Source organism: Chitinophagales bacterium (genome assembly GCA_017303835.1).
GTDB lineage: Bacteria > Bacteroidota > Bacteroidia > Chitinophagales > Chitinophagaceae > JAFLBI01.
This window is the reverse complement of record JAFLBI010000001.1, coordinates 1,256,637-1,273,703: the sequence shown is the minus strand read 5'-3', so window position 1 is coordinate 1,273,703 and position 17,067 is coordinate 1,256,637. Positions and strand designations below refer to the sequence as shown.

The 17,067-nt window shown below is 37.9% G+C and carries 16 protein-coding genes and 1 tRNA gene; 8 read left to right on the top strand and 9 right to left on the bottom strand.

Going from position 1 to position 17,067, the window contains the following annotated elements; translation table 11 throughout:
• The first annotated feature begins 2 nt into the window (after positions 1-2).
• The 4 genes from J0L83_05825 to J0L83_05810 all read left to right on the top strand — a co-directional run bounded on the left by J0L83_05825 (position 3) and on the right by J0L83_05810 (position 1,921).
• On the top strand, positions 3-230 hold the full coding sequence (locus J0L83_05825; protein MBN8664066.1) for a DUF4339 domain-containing protein: 228 nt from the start codon (positions 3-5) through the stop codon (positions 228-230).
• Positions 231-363: 133 nt separating this feature from the next.
• Positions 364-436, top strand: a tRNA-Lys gene (locus tag J0L83_05820).
• Positions 437-901: 465 nt separating this feature from the next.
• Complete coding sequence (locus J0L83_05815; protein MBN8664065.1) at positions 902-1,111, top strand: hypothetical protein; 210 nt, start codon at positions 902-904, stop codon at positions 1,109-1,111.
• A 9-nt stretch (positions 1,112-1,120) separates the two neighbouring features.
• Positions 1,121-1,921 carry a hypothetical protein gene (locus J0L83_05810; GenBank protein MBN8664064.1) on the top strand — a complete coding sequence of 267 codons (801 nt, stop codon included), beginning with the start codon at positions 1,121-1,123 and terminating at the stop codon, positions 1,919-1,921.
• A gap of 71 nt (positions 1,922-1,992) precedes the next feature.
• Here J0L83_05810 and J0L83_05805 read toward each other — a convergent pair whose 3' ends face one another.
• The 6 genes from J0L83_05805 to J0L83_05780 form a co-directional block, all read right to left on the bottom strand.
• Positions 1,993-2,292, bottom strand: a complete 300-nt coding sequence (locus tag J0L83_05805; protein ID MBN8664063.1) for a hypothetical protein — start codon at positions 2,290-2,292, stop codon at positions 1,993-1,995.
• A 503-nt stretch (positions 2,293-2,795) separates the two neighbouring features.
• Positions 2,796-3,569: an HNH endonuclease gene (locus J0L83_05800; GenBank protein ID MBN8664062.1), complete on the bottom strand. Its 774-nt coding sequence runs from the start codon at positions 3,567-3,569 to the stop codon at positions 2,796-2,798.
• A 49-nt stretch (positions 3,570-3,618) separates the two neighbouring features.
• Positions 3,619-4,605 carry a DUF3883 domain-containing protein gene (locus J0L83_05795; protein ID MBN8664061.1) on the bottom strand — a complete coding sequence of 329 codons (987 nt, stop codon included), beginning with the start codon at positions 4,603-4,605 and terminating at the stop codon, positions 3,619-3,621.
• Positions 4,586-6,571 (bottom strand): DEAD/DEAH box helicase, encoded by a 1,986-nt coding sequence (locus J0L83_05790; GenBank protein MBN8664060.1) that lies wholly within the window; start codon positions 6,569-6,571, stop codon positions 4,586-4,588. Before J0L83_05790 ends, J0L83_05795 begins: the two co-directional genes overlap by 20 nt.
• A 13-nt stretch (positions 6,572-6,584) precedes the next feature.
• Entirely contained in the window at positions 6,585-8,006 is a 1,422-nt protein-coding gene (locus J0L83_05785; GenBank protein ID MBN8664059.1) for a hypothetical protein, read from the bottom strand.
• 11 nt (positions 8,007-8,017) lie between these two features.
• Positions 8,018-9,718: a DNA cytosine methyltransferase gene (locus tag J0L83_05780; protein ID MBN8664058.1), complete on the bottom strand. Its 1,701-nt coding sequence runs from the start codon at positions 9,716-9,718 to the stop codon at positions 8,018-8,020.
• A 348-nt stretch (positions 9,719-10,066) separates the two neighbouring features.
• On the opposite strand from J0L83_05780, the gene J0L83_05775 reads away from it, so the two are divergent.
• Positions 10,067-10,366 (top strand): hypothetical protein, encoded by a 300-nt coding sequence (locus tag J0L83_05775; protein ID MBN8664057.1) that lies wholly within the window; start codon positions 10,067-10,069, stop codon positions 10,364-10,366.
• A 16-nt stretch (positions 10,367-10,382) separates the two neighbouring features.
• On the opposite strand, the gene J0L83_05770 is transcribed toward J0L83_05775, so the two are convergent.
• Positions 10,383-11,537, bottom strand: a complete 1,155-nt coding sequence (locus tag J0L83_05770; GenBank protein ID MBN8664056.1) for a HAMP domain-containing histidine kinase — start codon at positions 11,535-11,537, stop codon at positions 10,383-10,385.
• A gap of 549 nt (positions 11,538-12,086) precedes the next feature.
• Positions 12,087-13,043 carry a hypothetical protein gene (locus J0L83_05765; GenBank protein MBN8664055.1) on the bottom strand — a complete coding sequence of 319 codons (957 nt, stop codon included), beginning with the start codon at positions 13,041-13,043 and terminating at the stop codon, positions 12,087-12,089.
• A gap of 27 nt (positions 13,044-13,070) precedes the next feature.
• Between J0L83_05765 and J0L83_05760 the strand changes: the two genes are divergently transcribed.
• Together J0L83_05760 and holA are read left to right on the top strand one after the other, a co-directional pair.
• Positions 13,071-13,781 (top strand): 3'-5' exonuclease, encoded by a 711-nt coding sequence (locus J0L83_05760; GenBank protein MBN8664054.1) that lies wholly within the window; start codon positions 13,071-13,073, stop codon positions 13,779-13,781.
• Between the two features lie 58 nt (positions 13,782-13,839).
• A complete protein-coding gene (gene holA, locus J0L83_05755) occupies positions 13,840-14,835 on the top strand; it encodes a DNA polymerase III subunit delta (GenBank protein ID MBN8664053.1) in 996 nt (331 codons plus the stop codon).
• Here the strand turns inward: holA and J0L83_05750 are convergent.
• Complete coding sequence (locus J0L83_05750) at positions 14,832-15,764, bottom strand: bifunctional riboflavin kinase/FAD synthetase (protein MBN8664052.1); 933 nt, start codon at positions 15,762-15,764, stop codon at positions 14,832-14,834. The genes holA and J0L83_05750 overlap by 4 nt on opposite strands.
• Positions 15,765-15,808: 44 nt before the next feature.
• On the opposite strand from J0L83_05750, the gene J0L83_05745 reads away from it, so the two are divergent.
• A complete protein-coding gene (locus J0L83_05745) occupies positions 15,809-17,035 on the top strand; it encodes a phosphoribosylformylglycinamidine cyclo-ligase (protein MBN8664051.1) in 1,227 nt (408 codons plus the stop codon).
• The last annotated feature ends 32 nt before the right edge of the window (positions 17,036-17,067 follow it).

Genomic DNA, 17,067 nt, shown 5'->3' with positions numbered 1-17,067 from the left:
CCATGGATAAAATCTACATACTGAAACGCAAAAACTTGTTGCGGGGCCCCTATACGGTGGATGCCCTGAAGCAAAAAGGACTGCATAAGTATGACCTGATTTGGTATAAAGGATTACCAGATTGGACACCTGCACAACAGGTAGATGCTGTGCTGCCTTGCATTCGCGAAGAAAACAGCAATAGCGATTCGGGTTCTGTATTGAAGCGTTTATGGCGCATGTTAGATTGAGGTTTTGAAGTTATACACATCAGAGACTCAATGCTTTCTAAAAATAATCCCTGAAAAATTTGGTGCGTTTTTGTTTTCACCTATTTTTGCAGTCCCAAAAAACAAGGTAATACTTGATTTAGCGGGTAATGGAGATTCCGTAGCTCAGTTGGTAGAGCAATACACTTTTAATGTATGGGCCCTGGGTTCGAGTCCCAGCGGGATCACAAAGCCTCACAGAAATGTGGGGTTTTTTTATGCTCTTATTACAGTGAGCGGCAGCTGTAATAGCATGCAAGCGTGTAAGCGAAACAAGCTTGCTTGGTTGAGCTGGTACGATTGCATGACAACGTGCGTAGCGCGTACTGCCGCGAACGCATATGATGCTATAAAAGCTGTTATTATTTCTATTTGGCTTTGGGTAAGCTCAATGCGGAGGGAAGTCAGCGTAACGAAGTGAGCTGACAATCCCAGAAATGACAATTCAAGTAAATAATCGTCCAAGCGAGCCAAGTTTGAAAGATGAATGATACGCAGTACTTGAAATATAGGGGTAGGTTATTTTTACTAAAAATATTGTGTATTTCTTAACCCTAAATATTTTAAGGAGTATAAAAAAAGGATTGTTTGAATGAGGCGAATTATTTATTATCTTAATTTAGTTCTAAATTAATAATTGTCTAACTTTTCTTATGAAAGCAAAGATTAGTAATAGAGGAAAGATTTTACTTAAAAGTACAAGTGCTTCTGCTGCTTTAATAGAAGCTATAATTAATAACTCTGGTAGTTTTTCAAACGGACAAGCTGTCAGGTTTAATGTTAGTATTAAGAAAAGAGAAAATAAAATATCAGGTAATAATGATAGAGCTGAGATAGCAGTTAAAAAAATTACGGCATTATAATTTGTCAAGATGAATATAGCATTAGGTGCTTTCATCCTTACTTTGCTCTTTTTGCCATCAATTACTTTCCGCTTTGCAATTAACCGGGATGATCAATTAAAGGAGCTTTTAGGTTCTTTTTCTGTAACAGACTCAATCTGGGTATTTAGCATTATTCCAATTTTGATTCATGTAATCGAACTTTCGTTTATATACATCTTCGGTTACCAAGTAAAGTTTGATTTACTATTGAATATTCTTTATTCCAATAAAGATTTCCCTATTGACAATCATTACTTTCAGATAGATGTTCTTTGTTTTTTAGTTTATTCTACAGTGTCAAATATTCTTGGATATATAATAGGAGTTTTGTTTTGCCACCTAGAAGTTAAGTATGATTTCTTATCTACTCTTTTGGGATTGGAATATTATTGGGATATGGTTTTTAGCGGTAAAATAATAGAAAGGTCAGGGGAAGAAAAAAATATTGGAGATATTGATTTGGTTTTTGTTGATGTATTAGCAACAACAAAAGAGGCTACTGTTCTTTATTCAGGTATATTATTGGATTATTATTATAAGTCTAAATCAAGTGATTTGGAATTTCTTGTTCTTCAATATGCAACGAGACGTGATTTGAGGAAACAAACGTTAAGTGATATAGAAATGCTACCAAGCGGGAAGATTAGTACCTACTCCGAGGAAACAGGTAACTCAATTAAGATACCAGGCGAGTATTTTATTCTTCCAATGAATGGTGTACTTAATATTAATGTTTCTTTCTTGAGTATTGAAAATCTCGATGGTAATATAACAGAATTAGCAGAATGATAGTTTGCTCAATGAAAGATACTTTTCTAAATTTTTATCGGAGATGTTACTTGATTATATAATGAAGAAAGTCATCTTGAGTTTTTCTTATTGAATCTTATAAAAATAGTTACTTCGTAACGATCAGCCACCATCTTGCAGACTTCGTTGCTGATCTTCTCTTTAGTTAGTTTTAGTTCCTGTACAATCTGCTCATGTGTGTATAGGCTTTCCAATTTTACGATATCAGTATCAAAACTCTCAGCGGTAGTCATGTATAGCGCTCTGGGTATAATCAGGTCCTTATCCCTGTTAATATCCAGCTTGCTCATGTCTACATCCCAGAAAAGATGCTTGGGGAATATTGATGTTATATTGCTGAGCTTTTTCACAATCCAAATTTAGTTGAAATCAGAAAAAACTCAACAGCTTTAACAAAGCTGCATCCGTATTGCTTTCAATTTATTGGTTATTAATTGTTTATGAAAACATCGCCACTTCGCTGACTGGATTTTTTTAAAACATTAATTACGCTGATTTGGCGTGTAAGCTCAATGCGGGGTAAGTCAGCGAAACGAAGTGGAGCTGACAATCCCAGAAATGACAATTCAAGTAAATAATCGTCCAACCGAGCTAAGCTTGCTTGTGTGAGCTGAACAAATTGCATGGCTACACGTGAAATGAGTATTGCTGCTGATTTTGGTAGAGGCAAAAAAACAATTAATCTGATTGTAGCATGAATTCATACTTACAATGGTCATTATTACATAAATGAACCTGCGTTTGAGAATTGGTGTGCGACAAATCAAGAATAATTTCGGAACGCAGCCCACAATTTGGGCATGTGGTTGGTTGATCGGAGTATATGAAAATGTCTAGCTCTTTATTCATACTACTATGATTTTTTAAAACGATGTGTATTATGAAACTCTAATAAAGACTCATCAGGTAGGAACTTAGAAGGAAGTATTATTTTTTTCCCTTCATACCGAGAGAAGAAACTTTTTACTTCATCATTTTGTTGTTTTAAAATAATAGGGGAGACTTTAATCGTATAATCTTTTGTTATTGTGATTAGGCCATTCTCAAATGCTTTATCATGTAGTGCATTTATTGCAATTCCATTTCTTGGGTTTAATCTATTCTCTTTATCAAGGCTCCAGGGCTTTATATGTCCGGCAATTAGTAATTCTCTTTGCGTTAATCCAGTAATACAGCAAGTATCGTTATATGCAGATAAAACCATGTTTCTGAAGAATGCTTGATTCACTCTCGTTTTTATCACACGTTCTCTATCTTCACCTTCTTTGGGTAAATCCTCATTTTCGATTTTATATTCTTCCTCTAGTGTTGTATTTCTAATTTGTGCTAATAGTTTTTCACTTTCGTAAGGGAGCGTATCCCATTGTGTGTAAAATTCATTCCATATTTCTTTATCAAGCTTACTTGTATTAGCAGCACCTTTTATGCCCCTAGCTTGTAAACTGGGGTCAAGGCTTGCGAAATTGCCAAGTTTTAGTGCTACAGAACTTGGAGTTCTACCAATTATACTTGCGAGAGTTATTATTTCTTTGTTTCTGCTATGTAGTTTACCAAATGGCAGTTTGCAATAAAGATTAATGGCAAGTATTAACTCATCTCTTGTCCAAAGTTTTTGTCCAAGTTTCATTTCGGCTTTTTAATAATATTCTTTGAGATATTTAATATGATGACTATAATTACTGATTTATAAAATTCTTTTTTGAGAATCTAATTTTTTCTATCCGTTGATCCCACTCATGATTATTCTTGTAAACGAAGTTGTATGGGTCTTTAATTATAATTGGGGAATAATTGATTTGTTTAATTTTTGTACGATCAACAAGATATAGATAATAGCAATCTCTTTTAATACGGGCTATTTCAATTTCGTTTCTTGACCAAAAAAAGTAAGGTTCTTTTTCGTATGATTTTACTTCAATAAACCGATCATGCTCAATTGAAAATTCATTCTCGTAAGAAGCAATATCATAACCATCTGCAACTGAATATTCTGCAACCCAGTCAATATTCTTTTTATTATTAAGCCTTTTTAATTCAAAGTCTAATACAAATCTTTCAGCTTCTTCGCCATGAATTTGGCTTTGCTCTAATGTTCTTTTTAATTCCTCAACACCAATTTTTCTTCGCTTAATTTCAGGTAAGACTGCCTTGTCAAATATTTTTTTATATCTATTATTAATAATAAACTTTTTCAACTCTTTCACAGGGTGCCCCTCAATTATCCTGAAATCAATTAATAGCTGTTTAAAAGATGAATATCTTAATGGAAAGGCTGAATTGTCAATTTGAAGAGAGTGATAAATTATATCATACGAAATAAAATTAGAGCAGAATATAGAGTGAAAAATTAAGTCATCCTTTAAAGAAAGCAGAATAAATTCTACCAACTTGTCATATAAAAGTGTTTTACTTTTTACATAGTCTTTAAAATTATGATTAATAGAAACTCTGCTAAATTCATCAATTGTTAGAATCCCTATGGCTTCTAAAAGTGGAATACAGCCATCAAAAATGACTCTGTTATCTATTCTTTTATTATGAAATAAATCTAATAAGGTAGATTTTGATAAAATATTACTTTGATTAGCAACAATAATTTTTATAAGTTGCTCGTGAAATCCAGGTGTGCCAAGATTTTCATATTTACTGAGTTCTTTTAGCATAATCGAGTATCAAGGCTTTTATTATATCAGTTTCGTCATCATCATTTATTCTAGAGAATAAAGGAATCTCTTCATCAATAATGGCTTCCATTCGCTCTATTTTAAAATGCAAGCGTTCGTCAATTACCTGATCAATTGAATTGCTGCAAACTATATAGTAGTATTTGGTAAGCTGGTTTTCAGAAAGACCAACACGATGTATTCGATCTTTCGATTGTAAGAAATTGGAGCAGTTGTAATCTCTTTCTAAATAAATTGCATTATGGCAACCTTTGTGGAGTGATATAGATTCAGATACAGCAAATGGATTTGCAATGACTACTTGAAAGTCATTATTAGATGGGTCATTGAATTTGGATATTAATATTTCTCTTTCTTGCTGTACTGTTTCGCCGATTAACAAAGGTGCAATAATATTATTCTTAAGTAAAAAGGCTTGTAAATCTTTTGCATTTGTTATAAAGATCGTCCAGATAATCACCTTTTCATTTTTAGGTAGAATAGTTTCATCAAGTATTTTTTTTACCTCAATAAACTTCTGTGGTATTTCAAGATTTTCGTAATTACAAATTCGTCTAAATATTTCAGAGTCATCTATAAACTCATCTGTGTATTCTGTAAACTTACTATTCGGATCAACTTCATCTAATTCTGGATTATTGAGTAAAGCATCTTTCAATGGTTTGGCAAGTAGTGAAGGATTTGTTGAAGCCTGCCTTAGTCGAATTAATTTAGCTCTATTTAATATATCCTTAATTGATCCGTTTGGATTTTGTGTAAAGGAATTGATGTATTCGCATTCTATGAAGTCGTATATTTCTCTTTGATAACGATTCATTTCTATTTGGATTGTTATTTCTTCTTTAGGGGGAAGCTTTAAATCTTTTTTCTTTATTCGTATAAAAAATGGTGATATGTTTTCAATTAATTGTTGAACACGCGGACTATTTTCAACATTGTTTTTACTCATATCTATTAGATTAGAGTAGTGAAATCCTAGAATTGATTTGAATTTAAATGGATATACGAATTGAAATAGATTATATAAATCTTCATATCCGTTGGGTACAGGCGTCCCTGTTAAAATAATTCTGGATTTGGCTTCTTTTGCAATTTCGATAGCGCTTTTTCCCCAAACACCTTCAGGATTTTTAATCCTGTGAGCCTCATCAACTACTAACATAGTATTGTGAGTCTTTAAAAAATCAACAATTTCCTTTTGTAAGCTCTTAACTCCTCCATGGAAGATTAGTGTGAGTTCTGCTGGACTTCCTGAATATAAGTGCTCTTCTTTCTTTTCTCTGGATATGGAATCATCTCCTGAAAGTCTTAGGCTATTCGGATTTTCTCCAAAGCAACTAGCATACTCATTCTCCCATGGTGCAAATGATGAAAGTGGGCCTATTATAATTAGTCTATTAACATGGCGAGGGTCTGTTTTGGGTAATTGTTTAAGGAAAGAATAGGCTGCATAAACGATTGAAGTTTTACCTGCCCCTGGTACAGCGAAGTTGCATGCGTTTTGTGAAAAAGCCATATGAAATGCTGAAAGCAACTGTAAAGGATATAATTTCCTTTTAAGGCTATTTTGAGTAATGTCTTTGAATTTTTGAAAGTCTTTAATGAGCTCAGGATTTGATTCGAATTGATTGTTTCTTATTGCTCTTGCTTTATTTGAGAAGACTTCAAAAAGTCTTTCTTCTCTTTCAAAACTTCGGATATCATTAACTGTGTCTTCAGTTAAATTTTTTCCAAATCCAAATTTGAATAGAAGATGTTGTATTTCTATAAGTGTTGCTATTTTGCTTTTTTCATTGAAAGGAATAAGAATGTTGTCGAGTTCAATTTTATAGCCTAATCGCTTTAGAGTTGTTTTTAATCTTGGATTTATAAGTAACTCACTAGCGCAGTCGTGTAATATTAAAAATGAACTTTCATTATCAATATGGATTGTTATTTCACGCATAGTAAAAGCCCTTTTAAATCTCTTTAGTCATTTTATACACAATTTGTTGAATAGTTTTAGCCTTTTTAATTATACTCTCTTTATCCTCTGTGCTTTTGGTTATATCAATTTTTTGAAGAAGAGTTATAATATGGCTGAATAGTTTTTCGATTGAACTATTCGCTAATAATTGTGAAGCTGAATTATTCAATATTTCTAATTCTCTAGATACTTCTGGTGACTTAAAGTTTTTATTCCTTTGATTAATAGATTCGAGTGATCTGATCGCATTTCTAACAAGTTTTTCTGGTTGTCCCGCACTTTGTTTGTTTCTAAGCCAAGTGTAGTGGGTATCGTCATTCTCTTTCAAGAAGCTTTCTACATTTCCTAATTTACTTTTTTCATAAAATTTGTTATCTCTGTCATTGAGATGGCGTTCTAAATTCTGTGAGTTTAGATCAATACTATCTTCTGTTATTTTCTGTTTCTTTTCAAAATGGTAGTCTCTGAAACTCGTCCAAATTTCTTTATCGCCAAAAAAATGATTTTCTCTTAGTCCATAAGCAAGATGTCTGAATTGCTTGCCTTCGTATTTTATTCTAATGTAATCGTAAGCAATCGTCTTTAGATCGTCTACATCATCATCTCTATAACCATCAAAGGCTTTTGCGCTTTCAGAGCCATAGAAATTATTAAGCCACCTAGTTAATTGAATAAATTGGTCTTCTCTTCCGTCTAACTGAGTGTAGATTCCATTGTACTCTAGGTAATCAAGATAATCATCCATTGTGCACATAACTTCTAAATACTCTTTTACTGTAGGGCTGTCTTCGCCCATCCAGTCAGCTATTTTCTGAATTGATTTTAGGTCTGCATTTTTTGATAAGTAATTTTCACCTGATAATTTTTTGTAAAGGCTTTTAGCTTTTAAATATTTTTCTATAGGATTGTAACCAAGCTTTTCATCCTCACCCATTTGAAATGAAGTTTCTAGCTTTTCAATTTCTAGTGGATTTTCATCTAGCGTTACAGGTAGAACAACTGCTTTGAAATAGCTGTATTTCCCGCTTTTCCGTAATAGCATTGCTCTTCTATTCCCATCTATAATTATACCATCTCGAGTAATTATACCTGGCTTCTGTTGTCCTCCGCCAGGTGCATTTATTGTTTCCAGGGTTTTCTTATTTCTATCAACTTTAGAATCCCATAAAAGTTTTGCAATAAGATCACGTCCATAGTCCGTTTCCACATCAATCATTTGATGCTGACTTTCTAAGGACTTTGTTCTACTCAAAATTCTTCCATTGTACTTATTATAAACTAGGTATTCTAAAGGGATTTTATAAACCTTCATTGATTCTAGGCCATCCTTCCAAGGAATTTCAATTTCACCAATCAGGTTGTCCTTCTCATTACAGGAGCGTTCAATATTTTGTATTCTACTTTCTTTGTTCATATACAAAATTATTAGGTGTTTGAAGAGATTTTATTTATTGCATAAAGCGCATACAACTGTTTTAAAGGCACTACATGTTTTTCTTTAAAAACATTTGATTCTTTCTGAATATATTCCTCATTATCAATTTTTAGATTATTAATTATTCTAGCGACTTCTTCTATTAGTTTACTAGGCTCCAATAGTTTGCCATTAGATTTTTGGTTTTCGTACATCTCTTGTAGTTCCCATTTATTTCCAATTTTTTCGGAGAAACCATTATTAATGGTGTGTAAGAATTTTTTACCATTTTTATAAGCTGCTATAATTGGTTCTAATTTTTTGTAAAAGCCATTTGGATAGTTGTGTACTGGAAATCCTTCTCCATTGCCGTATTGAATTGATGTAATCCATTTTGAGCCTTTTCTTTCATTTTTAGTTATGTCATAGTTTGAAAGAGTTATTGTCAAGTTGCCATCTTTAAAAGGGTGTCTTCTGAATCTTGAGCCTTTGTTACGCTTTGGAGGTTTCTCAAAAACTTTAGGCGAAAATGTATTAAGATTATTTACTCCAGTTAAATCTGGAGTAGTTTGCACTAAATCTTTTTTGATTGTATTTAGCCCTAACTCTTTGCGTACTAGCTTCGCGAAAGCTTTACTAACTGAAGGGCATACTGCATTACCCACTAATCTGCATTTTGCTGTCTCACTACCAACGAATTGATATGTTATTGGAAATCCCATAAGTGTTGCAGACTCACGTATAGTTGGTGTTCTATATTCTCCATTTCCTTTCCTTTTATATTCAGAAAGATAAACAATGGCTTCTCTGGATGATCCAATCTTTGTAGCGGTAATTGTTCTGCTTGGCTTATTTTCATTTTCTGGGAAAGACATTCTACCCATGTAGGGATGGTTTGTCTTTAAAAACATTGACTGTTTCCATTCGCATTCATAAAGACCTGTGTCGTAAAAGTGATCTGAAAGTTCGCTTATTTTAATTCGAATTGATGGATAAAGAGGATCAGTAGTAAGACTGTCAGATTTTTTAGAGTTTGGTGATGGAAGTGAATTTCTGATATCACGTAGAGTAATATATTTCTGAAGATTCCCCTTTGCTTCTGCTGGTTGATGTGTATTTGGGGGAATTACTAATTTCCCATGTTTTACTATTTCGCCGCTAATTACTCTTATTCTTGACTGAGGAGAACCATAATTTGAGGAATTTATCTCAGGTTGATTATCCTTTAAAATAATGGCTATTTTACTAGGGCTTATATTATGTTTTCTTGCCCAATTGCTTAAATTCAGATCTTTGAATGTATAATAATCATTTAGATAATTAACTGAGTTTGTTACATTCTCCATAAACCAGGCTTTTAGTGTTGAATTTGGTTTATGTTTTTTTACAGCAACTATTCTAAGAAAGACTTCTGTTAGTCTGACCCCTAAAGATTTATCTGCTTTTCCTGACTTATTTGATGTTGAAAAAGTAACACATGGAGGGCTTCCAATAATTACATCGGTATCTGGTAAAGCTTCTATTTCATCAATTGAATTCTCAAAATCGAGAACACTCTTTGATTTACATTCTAATTTGAAATTGTGATTGAATGTTTTAATAGCAGGTTCCCAGTTGTCGATACCCATAAGAATTTTAAATCCTTGTTGTCGAAATCCTTCAGAGAATCCACCAGCTCCGCAAAAAAAATCAATGACAGTAAGTTCCTTCATTTTAGTCCTTTTAGATATCTTTTAAAATCAGAAGCTAATTTACTTCATGAACACACATTGTAAATAGGTATTCTTTGACGTCTGTACGGGAAATCTCCCATCAAAAAATGGGAAATTTCCCATTGTCTGGTATCGTTTTTTTCTGTAGTCATTAGCGTTTAATTGTGAACACAGTTTTCATTATTTCCGTGCATTACCCCTGCATAAATATCGGGCAGTGCCCCGCAAACGCCCATGCTGTTTGGGTTTTGGCCGGGGTTATACCCATCTTATCCACTGAAAACTTTTGTTAACAATGGCTTGACAAACGATTTAGAGCTTTGAGTTGTCTAACAATAAACAAACGTTATGAAAAACGTACCCTATCATTTGCTGGTGAATGCGGCTGGGCAGTTAATGCAGCAGCATGCATTCGATCATCTTACCGATGATAAGCTCAGCAGAATGCAGAATTGTATTCGTACGCTCTCGCAGGATGCCGTTACCAAAGAAGCCATCAATGCCAGCGGGCATGAATTACTGGCCCTTTGCCGCGAAGCCGATCTGTATGTAGACACCACCACACCACAATCATTGCAACAACTGTTTGCTGCCATGAGTTATTTTGGTGTAGATGCCCAGTCTGCTGTAACAGAAGAAGTGTACTAGTATAGTTCTTAGATTTTTACTTAGGCAACACAATCCGAAAGGTGGTGCCCTTACCCGGTTCGCTGCGGTACACAGCTAATTTACCCCCGTGGTATTGCTCAATGATGCGTTTGCTCAGTGTGAGTCCCAATCCCCAACCTCTTTTTTTCGTTGTAAACCCGGGTTGAAAAACCTTATTGATCGCACCGGCTTCAATGCCTTTACCGCTATCTTGTACGTCTATACAATATTGGGTGGCTTGTTCTTCTACTTGAATCAAAATTTGTCCGCTACCATCCATGGCGTCTAGTGCATTCTTCAATAAATTTTCCAGTACCCAATCGAAGAGGAGCGGAGATAATTGTAATTGCGTATCTGCATGCAAATGATGTTGTAATTCCATGCGCACTTTACTGCCTGCACGTTTGCGCATATAGGTAAGCATATTTTCCAACTGCGGTAACAAAGTGGTGGGTTCTAATTGTGGTGTGCTGCCAATTTTACCAAAGCGATCCGAGATGAGTTGTAATCGGCGCACATCTTTGTCCATCTCAGCGGCAATATTCTGCGCTGCAGGAATGTCTTTCAATAATTCCAGCCAACCTTCTAAACTACTTACCGGTGTACCCAATTGATGCGCGGTTTCTTTGGCCATACCCGCCCATAGTTGGTTTTGGTTACTCTTGAAACGAATGCGTTGTGTGGTAATGGCAATGATGAGGAATAAAGCAGCAATACTCAATTGCACATAAGGGTACCATTGTACCTGCGTTAATAAAGTACTGGGACCATAATAATATTTATTGGCTGCATAAGGTGTTTCTTTCACCACCAATACTATCGGCTTGGGGGCAAAGCGACGAAAGCGTTTGAGTTTCTCACGCAGTAAGGCGTTGAGGTCAGTAATACCACTGGTATCAATATTCATGAATAAGCCGGTAGGTTCATCTTTTTCATTGGTTTCGATGATGGGTATCTCGGTATTGTCTGTGGCAATCTTGGTGGCGAGGGAGAGGGAAGTGCTGTCGGCTCCGTTGAGGATGGTGCGTTCGGCTTCTACCCAGGCTTCTACGTATTTGCGTTCTTCAGTGGCAATCTGTTTGGCGAGGTAGCGACTGTATAGCACGGTGCTGCCCACCACCAGTATGGCAATGGCAATGATCAGGTTACGCCAGTTGAGTAAAGCCCTCATACCTTAAAAGTAAAGGATTTGAGATTTGAAATTGGAGATTTGAAATTTGTGGTTATTCTTTAAGGATTGATTGTTTAACCGCAAAGGCAGGAAGACGCAAAGGTTCGCGAGGATTTATTCGTTTTTCTTTTCTCGACTCTCGATTTTCCTTCTCCTGTTCATCTGTTCCTTGTTCTATTGTTCTGCTGTTTTAAAGTTTTAACCGCAAAGGCAGGAAGACGCTAAGGTTCGCGAGGATTTATTCGTTTTTCGTTTCTCGATTCTCGATTTTCCTTCTTCGGTTGCTCTGTTCCTTGTTCAATTGTTCTTCTGTTCCTGTTGGCTTAACCGCAAAGACGCTAAGACGCAAAGTTTCGCGAGGATTTATTCGTTTTTCATTTTTCGATCCTCGGCTTTCCTTCTTCAGTTCAATAGTTTTAACCGCAAAGACGCTAGGACGCTAAGGTTCGCGAGGAAGACTACCACTTTTTGCTTTTGCTTTTTAAGTTTTGCCTTAAAAAAAAGGGCCCCTAACGGAGCCCCTGTACCCATTTGCAGTTTGGTACAAACTTATCCGAAGATGCCGCCTTTTTTCAGGCTCTTTACACCTTCACCAATCTTATATCCATTGTGGTAGATCTCTACACGGTAATTACCTGTTGCATACTGACCTTCAGGCTTCCAGTTAAAGCTTACTGGCAAGCGTTTGCCTTGCTCATAGTTCACCGTTACTTTATTGGTAAACTCACGCTCACCATCTTCACGTGTCTTGAACACACCTTCACTGAAAGGCTTACCATCAGGACCAGTTACTATCACAAAGAAATCCTTGGTGCCAGTTGGGGCTACACGGTTCTCGGCAATATCGAATGATACACGGAACACATCGGCACGCTTGGCTGTGTTGGTTTCTTTTTCTTTACCACCATTCTTGATATTGATGGCCGTGATATTGATGTTCAATGCCTGCAAGGTAGAAGCTACATCTTCCACTCTGCGCTTAGCTTCTGTAGTGCTGTTCAGGTTCTGCTGCAATTCACCCTTTTCTGCTGTGAGTTTGTTTTTGTCTGTTGTTAGCTGCTCGTTGGCGTTAGTGAGTTGCTGGTTTTCTGCTTTCAGTTTTTCTACTTCAGCAAACAAATCAGTGATTTTGCCATTCAATTCAGCAATCAACGCTTTTGCTTTAGACAGTTCATCAGCGGTAGCATTTTTCTTGTTCAGTGTAACGCGGATATTGTTTTTCAACTGCTGAATTTCCTGATTACGCTCAGCCAGTGAACCCTGCAATTCAATATTATTAGTAGTAATAGAATCCAGGCGGGCAGAAGCATTATCGAAATCCTGCTGAATTGCCAGTCGGGCACTGTCCACATTTTTCACTTCTGTCTGTAATAAAGTGATCTGTTCTTTCGACTGACTCTTGTCGTAAATGATATAGGCCCAGGTCATCACCAGTGCGGCGATGAGGATGCCATAGATCAGGTTACGGTTGTCTTTTTTTTCCGGAAATTGGGGATTGTTGCTCATATACATGTTGTTTAATAAGGAGTTACTATGCTAAACGAATTATTGGTCATTGATATTGAAACAGTACCACAAGTTCCTGCCTTTGCCGATCTCTCGAGCAATTGGCAGGAACTATGGCAGGAAAAGGTCGCGAAAACCATGCCAGAGGATGTGCTGCCGGAAGAATCTTACCGGAAAAGAGCGGGTATTTTGGCAGAATTTGGCAAAATTATTTGCATTTCCACAGCCGTATTCAGTTATAACGATATGAAAATTAATGGCTTACGGGTGAAGTCCGTTTCCGGCGATGATGAGCGGGCCGTTTTGGAAGGTTTTGTGGAGATCTGTAATAAGATGTACGGCCGCAACCGCAATTTTCAGTTTGCCGGGCACAATATTCGTGAGTTTGATATTCCCTATATCTGCCGAAGAATGATCATCAATGGCATGCTGCTGCCGGAATATTTACAACTGAACGACCGCAAACCCTGGGAAGTGCGCATGATGGATACTTTGAGCTGGTGGAAATTCGGCGATTATAAACATTATACATCTCTGCACCTGATGGCCAATGTGCTGGGTATTCCTACTTCCAAAACAGATATGGATGGTAGCATGGTGCAGGATGTGTATTATAAAGAGCGCGACTTGCAGCGGATTGTGGACTATTGCCAGCGCGATGTAATCGTTACGGCCAATGTGATTTTGCGTTTTCAGCAATTGCCTGCTTTGCGAGATGCAGATGTAGTGATCGTTTAATTCTTCACATATGTGGGTATAGCGGCAGTGCTTGATTTGCGGAGTGTATTTTTGCGCCATGTCCGCCGAAAAAATATTGAGCGAATGGAAAAAAGGCCAGTTCAAACCCATCTACTGGTTGGAAGGGGATGAGCCTTATTTCATTGATATGCTGGTGGATCATGCAGAGCACAAAATTCTCAGCGAAAGTGAAGCCGGGTTTAACCTCACTATTTTTTATGGTCGCGATGCAGACTGGGCTGCGGTGGTGAATGCTTGCAGAAGATATCCCATGTTTGCAGAAAGATCGGTGGTATTGCTGAAAGAAGCCCAGCACATGCGCGATATTGATAAGCTGGAGCCTTATATCGAAAATCCATTGAGTTCAACCGTCTTTGTGGTATCGTACAAAGAGAAAAAAGTAGATGCGCGTACCAAGTTTGCCAAGCTACTGAAGCAGAACGCGGAAGTATTCACCACCAAAAAGATTTACGATAGTCAGTTACCGGAGTGGGCATCCAATATGGTGCAGCAACATGGCTTAACCATTAATCAGAAAGCACTGCAATTATTGGTGGATCATATTGGGAATGATTTGAGCCGCATACAGAATGAGATTGAAAAACTAGCAGTAAATCTCGGCAGCAGAAAGAATATTACGGAAGACGATATTGAAACCTATATCGGCGTCAGCAAAGAATTCAATGTATTTGAACTGCAAGACGCCATGGTGCGCAGAGATCTGGCCAAAGCCATCCGCATCATTCAATACTTTGAAGCCAATCCCAAAGCAGCACCTATTCAAATGATGTTGCCTGCACTCTATAATTTCTTCAGCAAAGTGTACATGATTTTTGGCGTACAGGGTGATGAGAAAACTTTGGCTACTGCTATTGGTGTAAATCCTTATTTCATCAAGGACTATATCGCGGCAGCAAAAAATTATGCTTACGAAGGTGTGGAACGCATTCTTTTGCTATTGCATGAATACAATTTGCGCAGCGTTGGTGTCAACAATGCCGGTGCAGAAGACAGCAGCCTGATGAAAGAAATGGTGGTAAAAATGATGCGTTAAGCGAGTAGTGTAATCGCCTGTTCCCGATCAGCAGCCAATTGTGCTTTCAATCCTTCCAGTCCGTTAAACTTTTGTTCGCCACGCAGATAATGATGCACCATAACGCGTAAGGTCTTGCCATAGATATCGCGGTCAAAATCAAAGATGTTCACTTCCACCATGCGGCGCTTACCATCCACAGTAGGGCGGTAGCCGATATTCATCATGCCTTTGAGGATAGCTGGCTCTGCATCAATCTCTACGGTTACTGCATACACACCATTACCGGGAATGAGTTTGTCTTCACTTTTAATATGCAGGTTGGCTGTAGGAAAACCAATGGTTCTGCCGAGCTGGTTGCCTTCCACCACAGTACCACAAAAGAAATAATCATACCCCAATAATGCATTCGCATCTGCAATGCGGTGTTCTGTAATCGCATTGCGAATGCGTGTAGAACTGATGCCGGATTCCTGCAGCATGTGCTCCGGAATTTCCTGCACTTTGAAACCCAGCTTCACGCCTTCCGCTTCCAGCAATTGATAATCGCCGGTACGGCCCTTGCCAAAGCGATGGTCGTAACCAATGATGATGGTATGCGGATGGAAATGCTGATAGATAAACTCGTGGATATACTGCGTAGCTGTTTGGTTGGCAAAATGATGATCGAAAGGCACTACCACCAAATGATCGATGCCGGTTGGTTCCAGTACACGAATCTTTTCTTCCAGTAAAGTGAGCAGTCGAATATCGCCGGGTACAGAAGAAATGATCTTGCGTGGATGGGGGTCGAAACTGATGAGCACCGATTCGCCATTCACTTCTCTGGCCGATTGCACCAGTTGCTGAATAATTTTTTGATGGCCCAGATGCACGCCATCGAAAGTGCCAATGGTGAGCACGGCATTGCGGAAAGCCGGTAACTGACTCAGCGAACGGTGTACTTGCATAACGGGCGCAAAGCTAAGGCATCTGGGTATAAACCGCAGCGGGCATGTGCAGGGGGAATTGTACATTTGCCGCAACTCAAATTTTCCCGGTGTCAGACTCATTATACGCACAAAGAGGTGTTTCTGCTCAGAAAGAAGAAGTACATGCAGCTATCAAGAAGCTGGACAAAGGTTTGTATGCCCATGCATTCTGTAAAATGTATCCCGATTATTTGGGTGGCAACCCCGATTGGGTGAATATCAGCCATGCAGATGGAGCAGGTACCAAGAGTATTCTGGCTTATTTGTGGTGGAAAGAAACCGGAGATGCATCCGTTTGGAAGGGCATTGCACAGGATGCAGTGGCCATGAACTTAGATGACCTGCTCTGTGTAGGTGTGTGTGATAATTTGTTGTTCTCCTCAACCATTGATCGTAACAAAGCCCTGATACCAGGTGAAGTGCTTGAAGCTGTCATCAACGGCACGCAGGAATTCTTTGATCAACTGAAAAACTTTGGTGTCAATATTCATTACCTCGGTGGTGAAACAGCCGATGTAGGTGATGTGGTGCGCACCATTGCGGTGAATGGTACCATGACGGCACGCTGGCCAAAAAATAAACTCATCACCAACGACCTGATAGCACCCGGACAAGTGATTGTGGGTTTTGCGAGTGATGGTCAGGCTGCATATGAAACAGCCTACAACAGCGGATTGGGCAGTAATGGCTTAACCAGCGCCAGACATGATGTTTTGTCGAAGCACTACGCAGAAAAATATCCTGAGACATTCGAGGCAAGTCTGAATAAGGAGGTAGTCTATATTGGTAAAAACAAGATGACGGATACCATGTCCATCAATGGACAGGAAATCGCCATCGGTAAATTGTTGTTATCGCCCACAAGAACCTATGCACCGCTGATGAAGCGATTGCTCGATGAGCAATTTGATGCAATTAAGGGGGTAATACATTGCAGTGGGGGCGGACAAACCAAGTGTATGAAATACCTGCCTCAGCCCATGCAGGTAATCAAAGACAATTTGTTTACACCGCCGCCTGTGTTTGAACTGATTCGCGAAAACTCAGGCGCCAATAACAAAGAATTGTATCAGGTCTTCAATATGGGCCACCGTTTGGAAATCTTTACCGATGAAGCATCCGCACAACAAATGATTGCCACGGCTGCAACATTGGGTATTGAAGCAAAGATTGTGGGCCGTACGGTAGCTGCCGATACCGCTTCGCTGGTATTGCAATCGGGTACAGAAACAGTGGAGTTTCATTATTAACAAGTATTTTTTTTGTTTGCATAGTATTTTGG

Bases quoted from the DNA above. Each gene is read 5' to 3' on its own strand.
- J0L83_05825 (MBN8664066.1), top strand. From the start codon at position 3: ATGGATAAAATCTACATACTGAAACGCAAAAACTTGTTGCGGGGCCCC.
- J0L83_05785 (MBN8664059.1), bottom strand. From the start codon at position 8,006: ATGAACAAAGAAAGTAGAATACAAAATATTGAACGCTCCTGTAATGAG.
- J0L83_05810 (MBN8664064.1), top strand. From the start codon at position 1,121: ATGAATATAGCATTAGGTGCTTTCATCCTTACTTTGCTCTTTTTGCCA.
- J0L83_05780 (MBN8664058.1), bottom strand. From the start codon at position 9,718: ATGAAGGAACTTACTGTCATTGATTTTTTTTGCGGAGCTGGTGGATTC.
- J0L83_05795 (MBN8664061.1), bottom strand. From the start codon at position 4,605: ATGCTAAAAGAACTCAGTAAATATGAAAATCTTGGCACACCTGGATTT.
- J0L83_05790 (MBN8664060.1), bottom strand. From the start codon at position 6,571: ATGCGTGAAATAACAATCCATATTGATAATGAAAGTTCATTTTTAATA.
- J0L83_05745 (MBN8664051.1), top strand. From the start codon at position 15,809: ATGTGCAGGGGGAATTGTACATTTGCCGCAACTCAAATTTTCCCGGTG.
- J0L83_05770 (MBN8664056.1), bottom strand. From the start codon at position 11,537: ATGAGGGCTTTACTCAACTGGCGTAACCTGATCATTGCCATTGCCATA.
- J0L83_05775 (MBN8664057.1), top strand. From the start codon at position 10,067: ATGAAAAACGTACCCTATCATTTGCTGGTGAATGCGGCTGGGCAGTTA.
- J0L83_05815 (MBN8664065.1), top strand. From the start codon at position 902: ATGAAAGCAAAGATTAGTAATAGAGGAAAGATTTTACTTAAAAGTACA.
- J0L83_05800 (MBN8664062.1), bottom strand. From the start codon at position 3,569: ATGAAACTTGGACAAAAACTTTGGACAAGAGATGAGTTAATACTTGCC.
- J0L83_05750 (MBN8664052.1), bottom strand. From the start codon at position 15,764: ATGCAAGTACACCGTTCGCTGAGTCAGTTACCGGCTTTCCGCAATGCC.
- J0L83_05760 (MBN8664054.1), top strand. From the start codon at position 13,071: ATGCTAAACGAATTATTGGTCATTGATATTGAAACAGTACCACAAGTT.
- J0L83_05765 (MBN8664055.1), bottom strand. From the start codon at position 13,043: ATGAGCAACAATCCCCAATTTCCGGAAAAAAAAGACAACCGTAACCTG.
- holA (MBN8664053.1), top strand. From the start codon at position 13,840: ATGTCCGCCGAAAAAATATTGAGCGAATGGAAAAAAGGCCAGTTCAAA.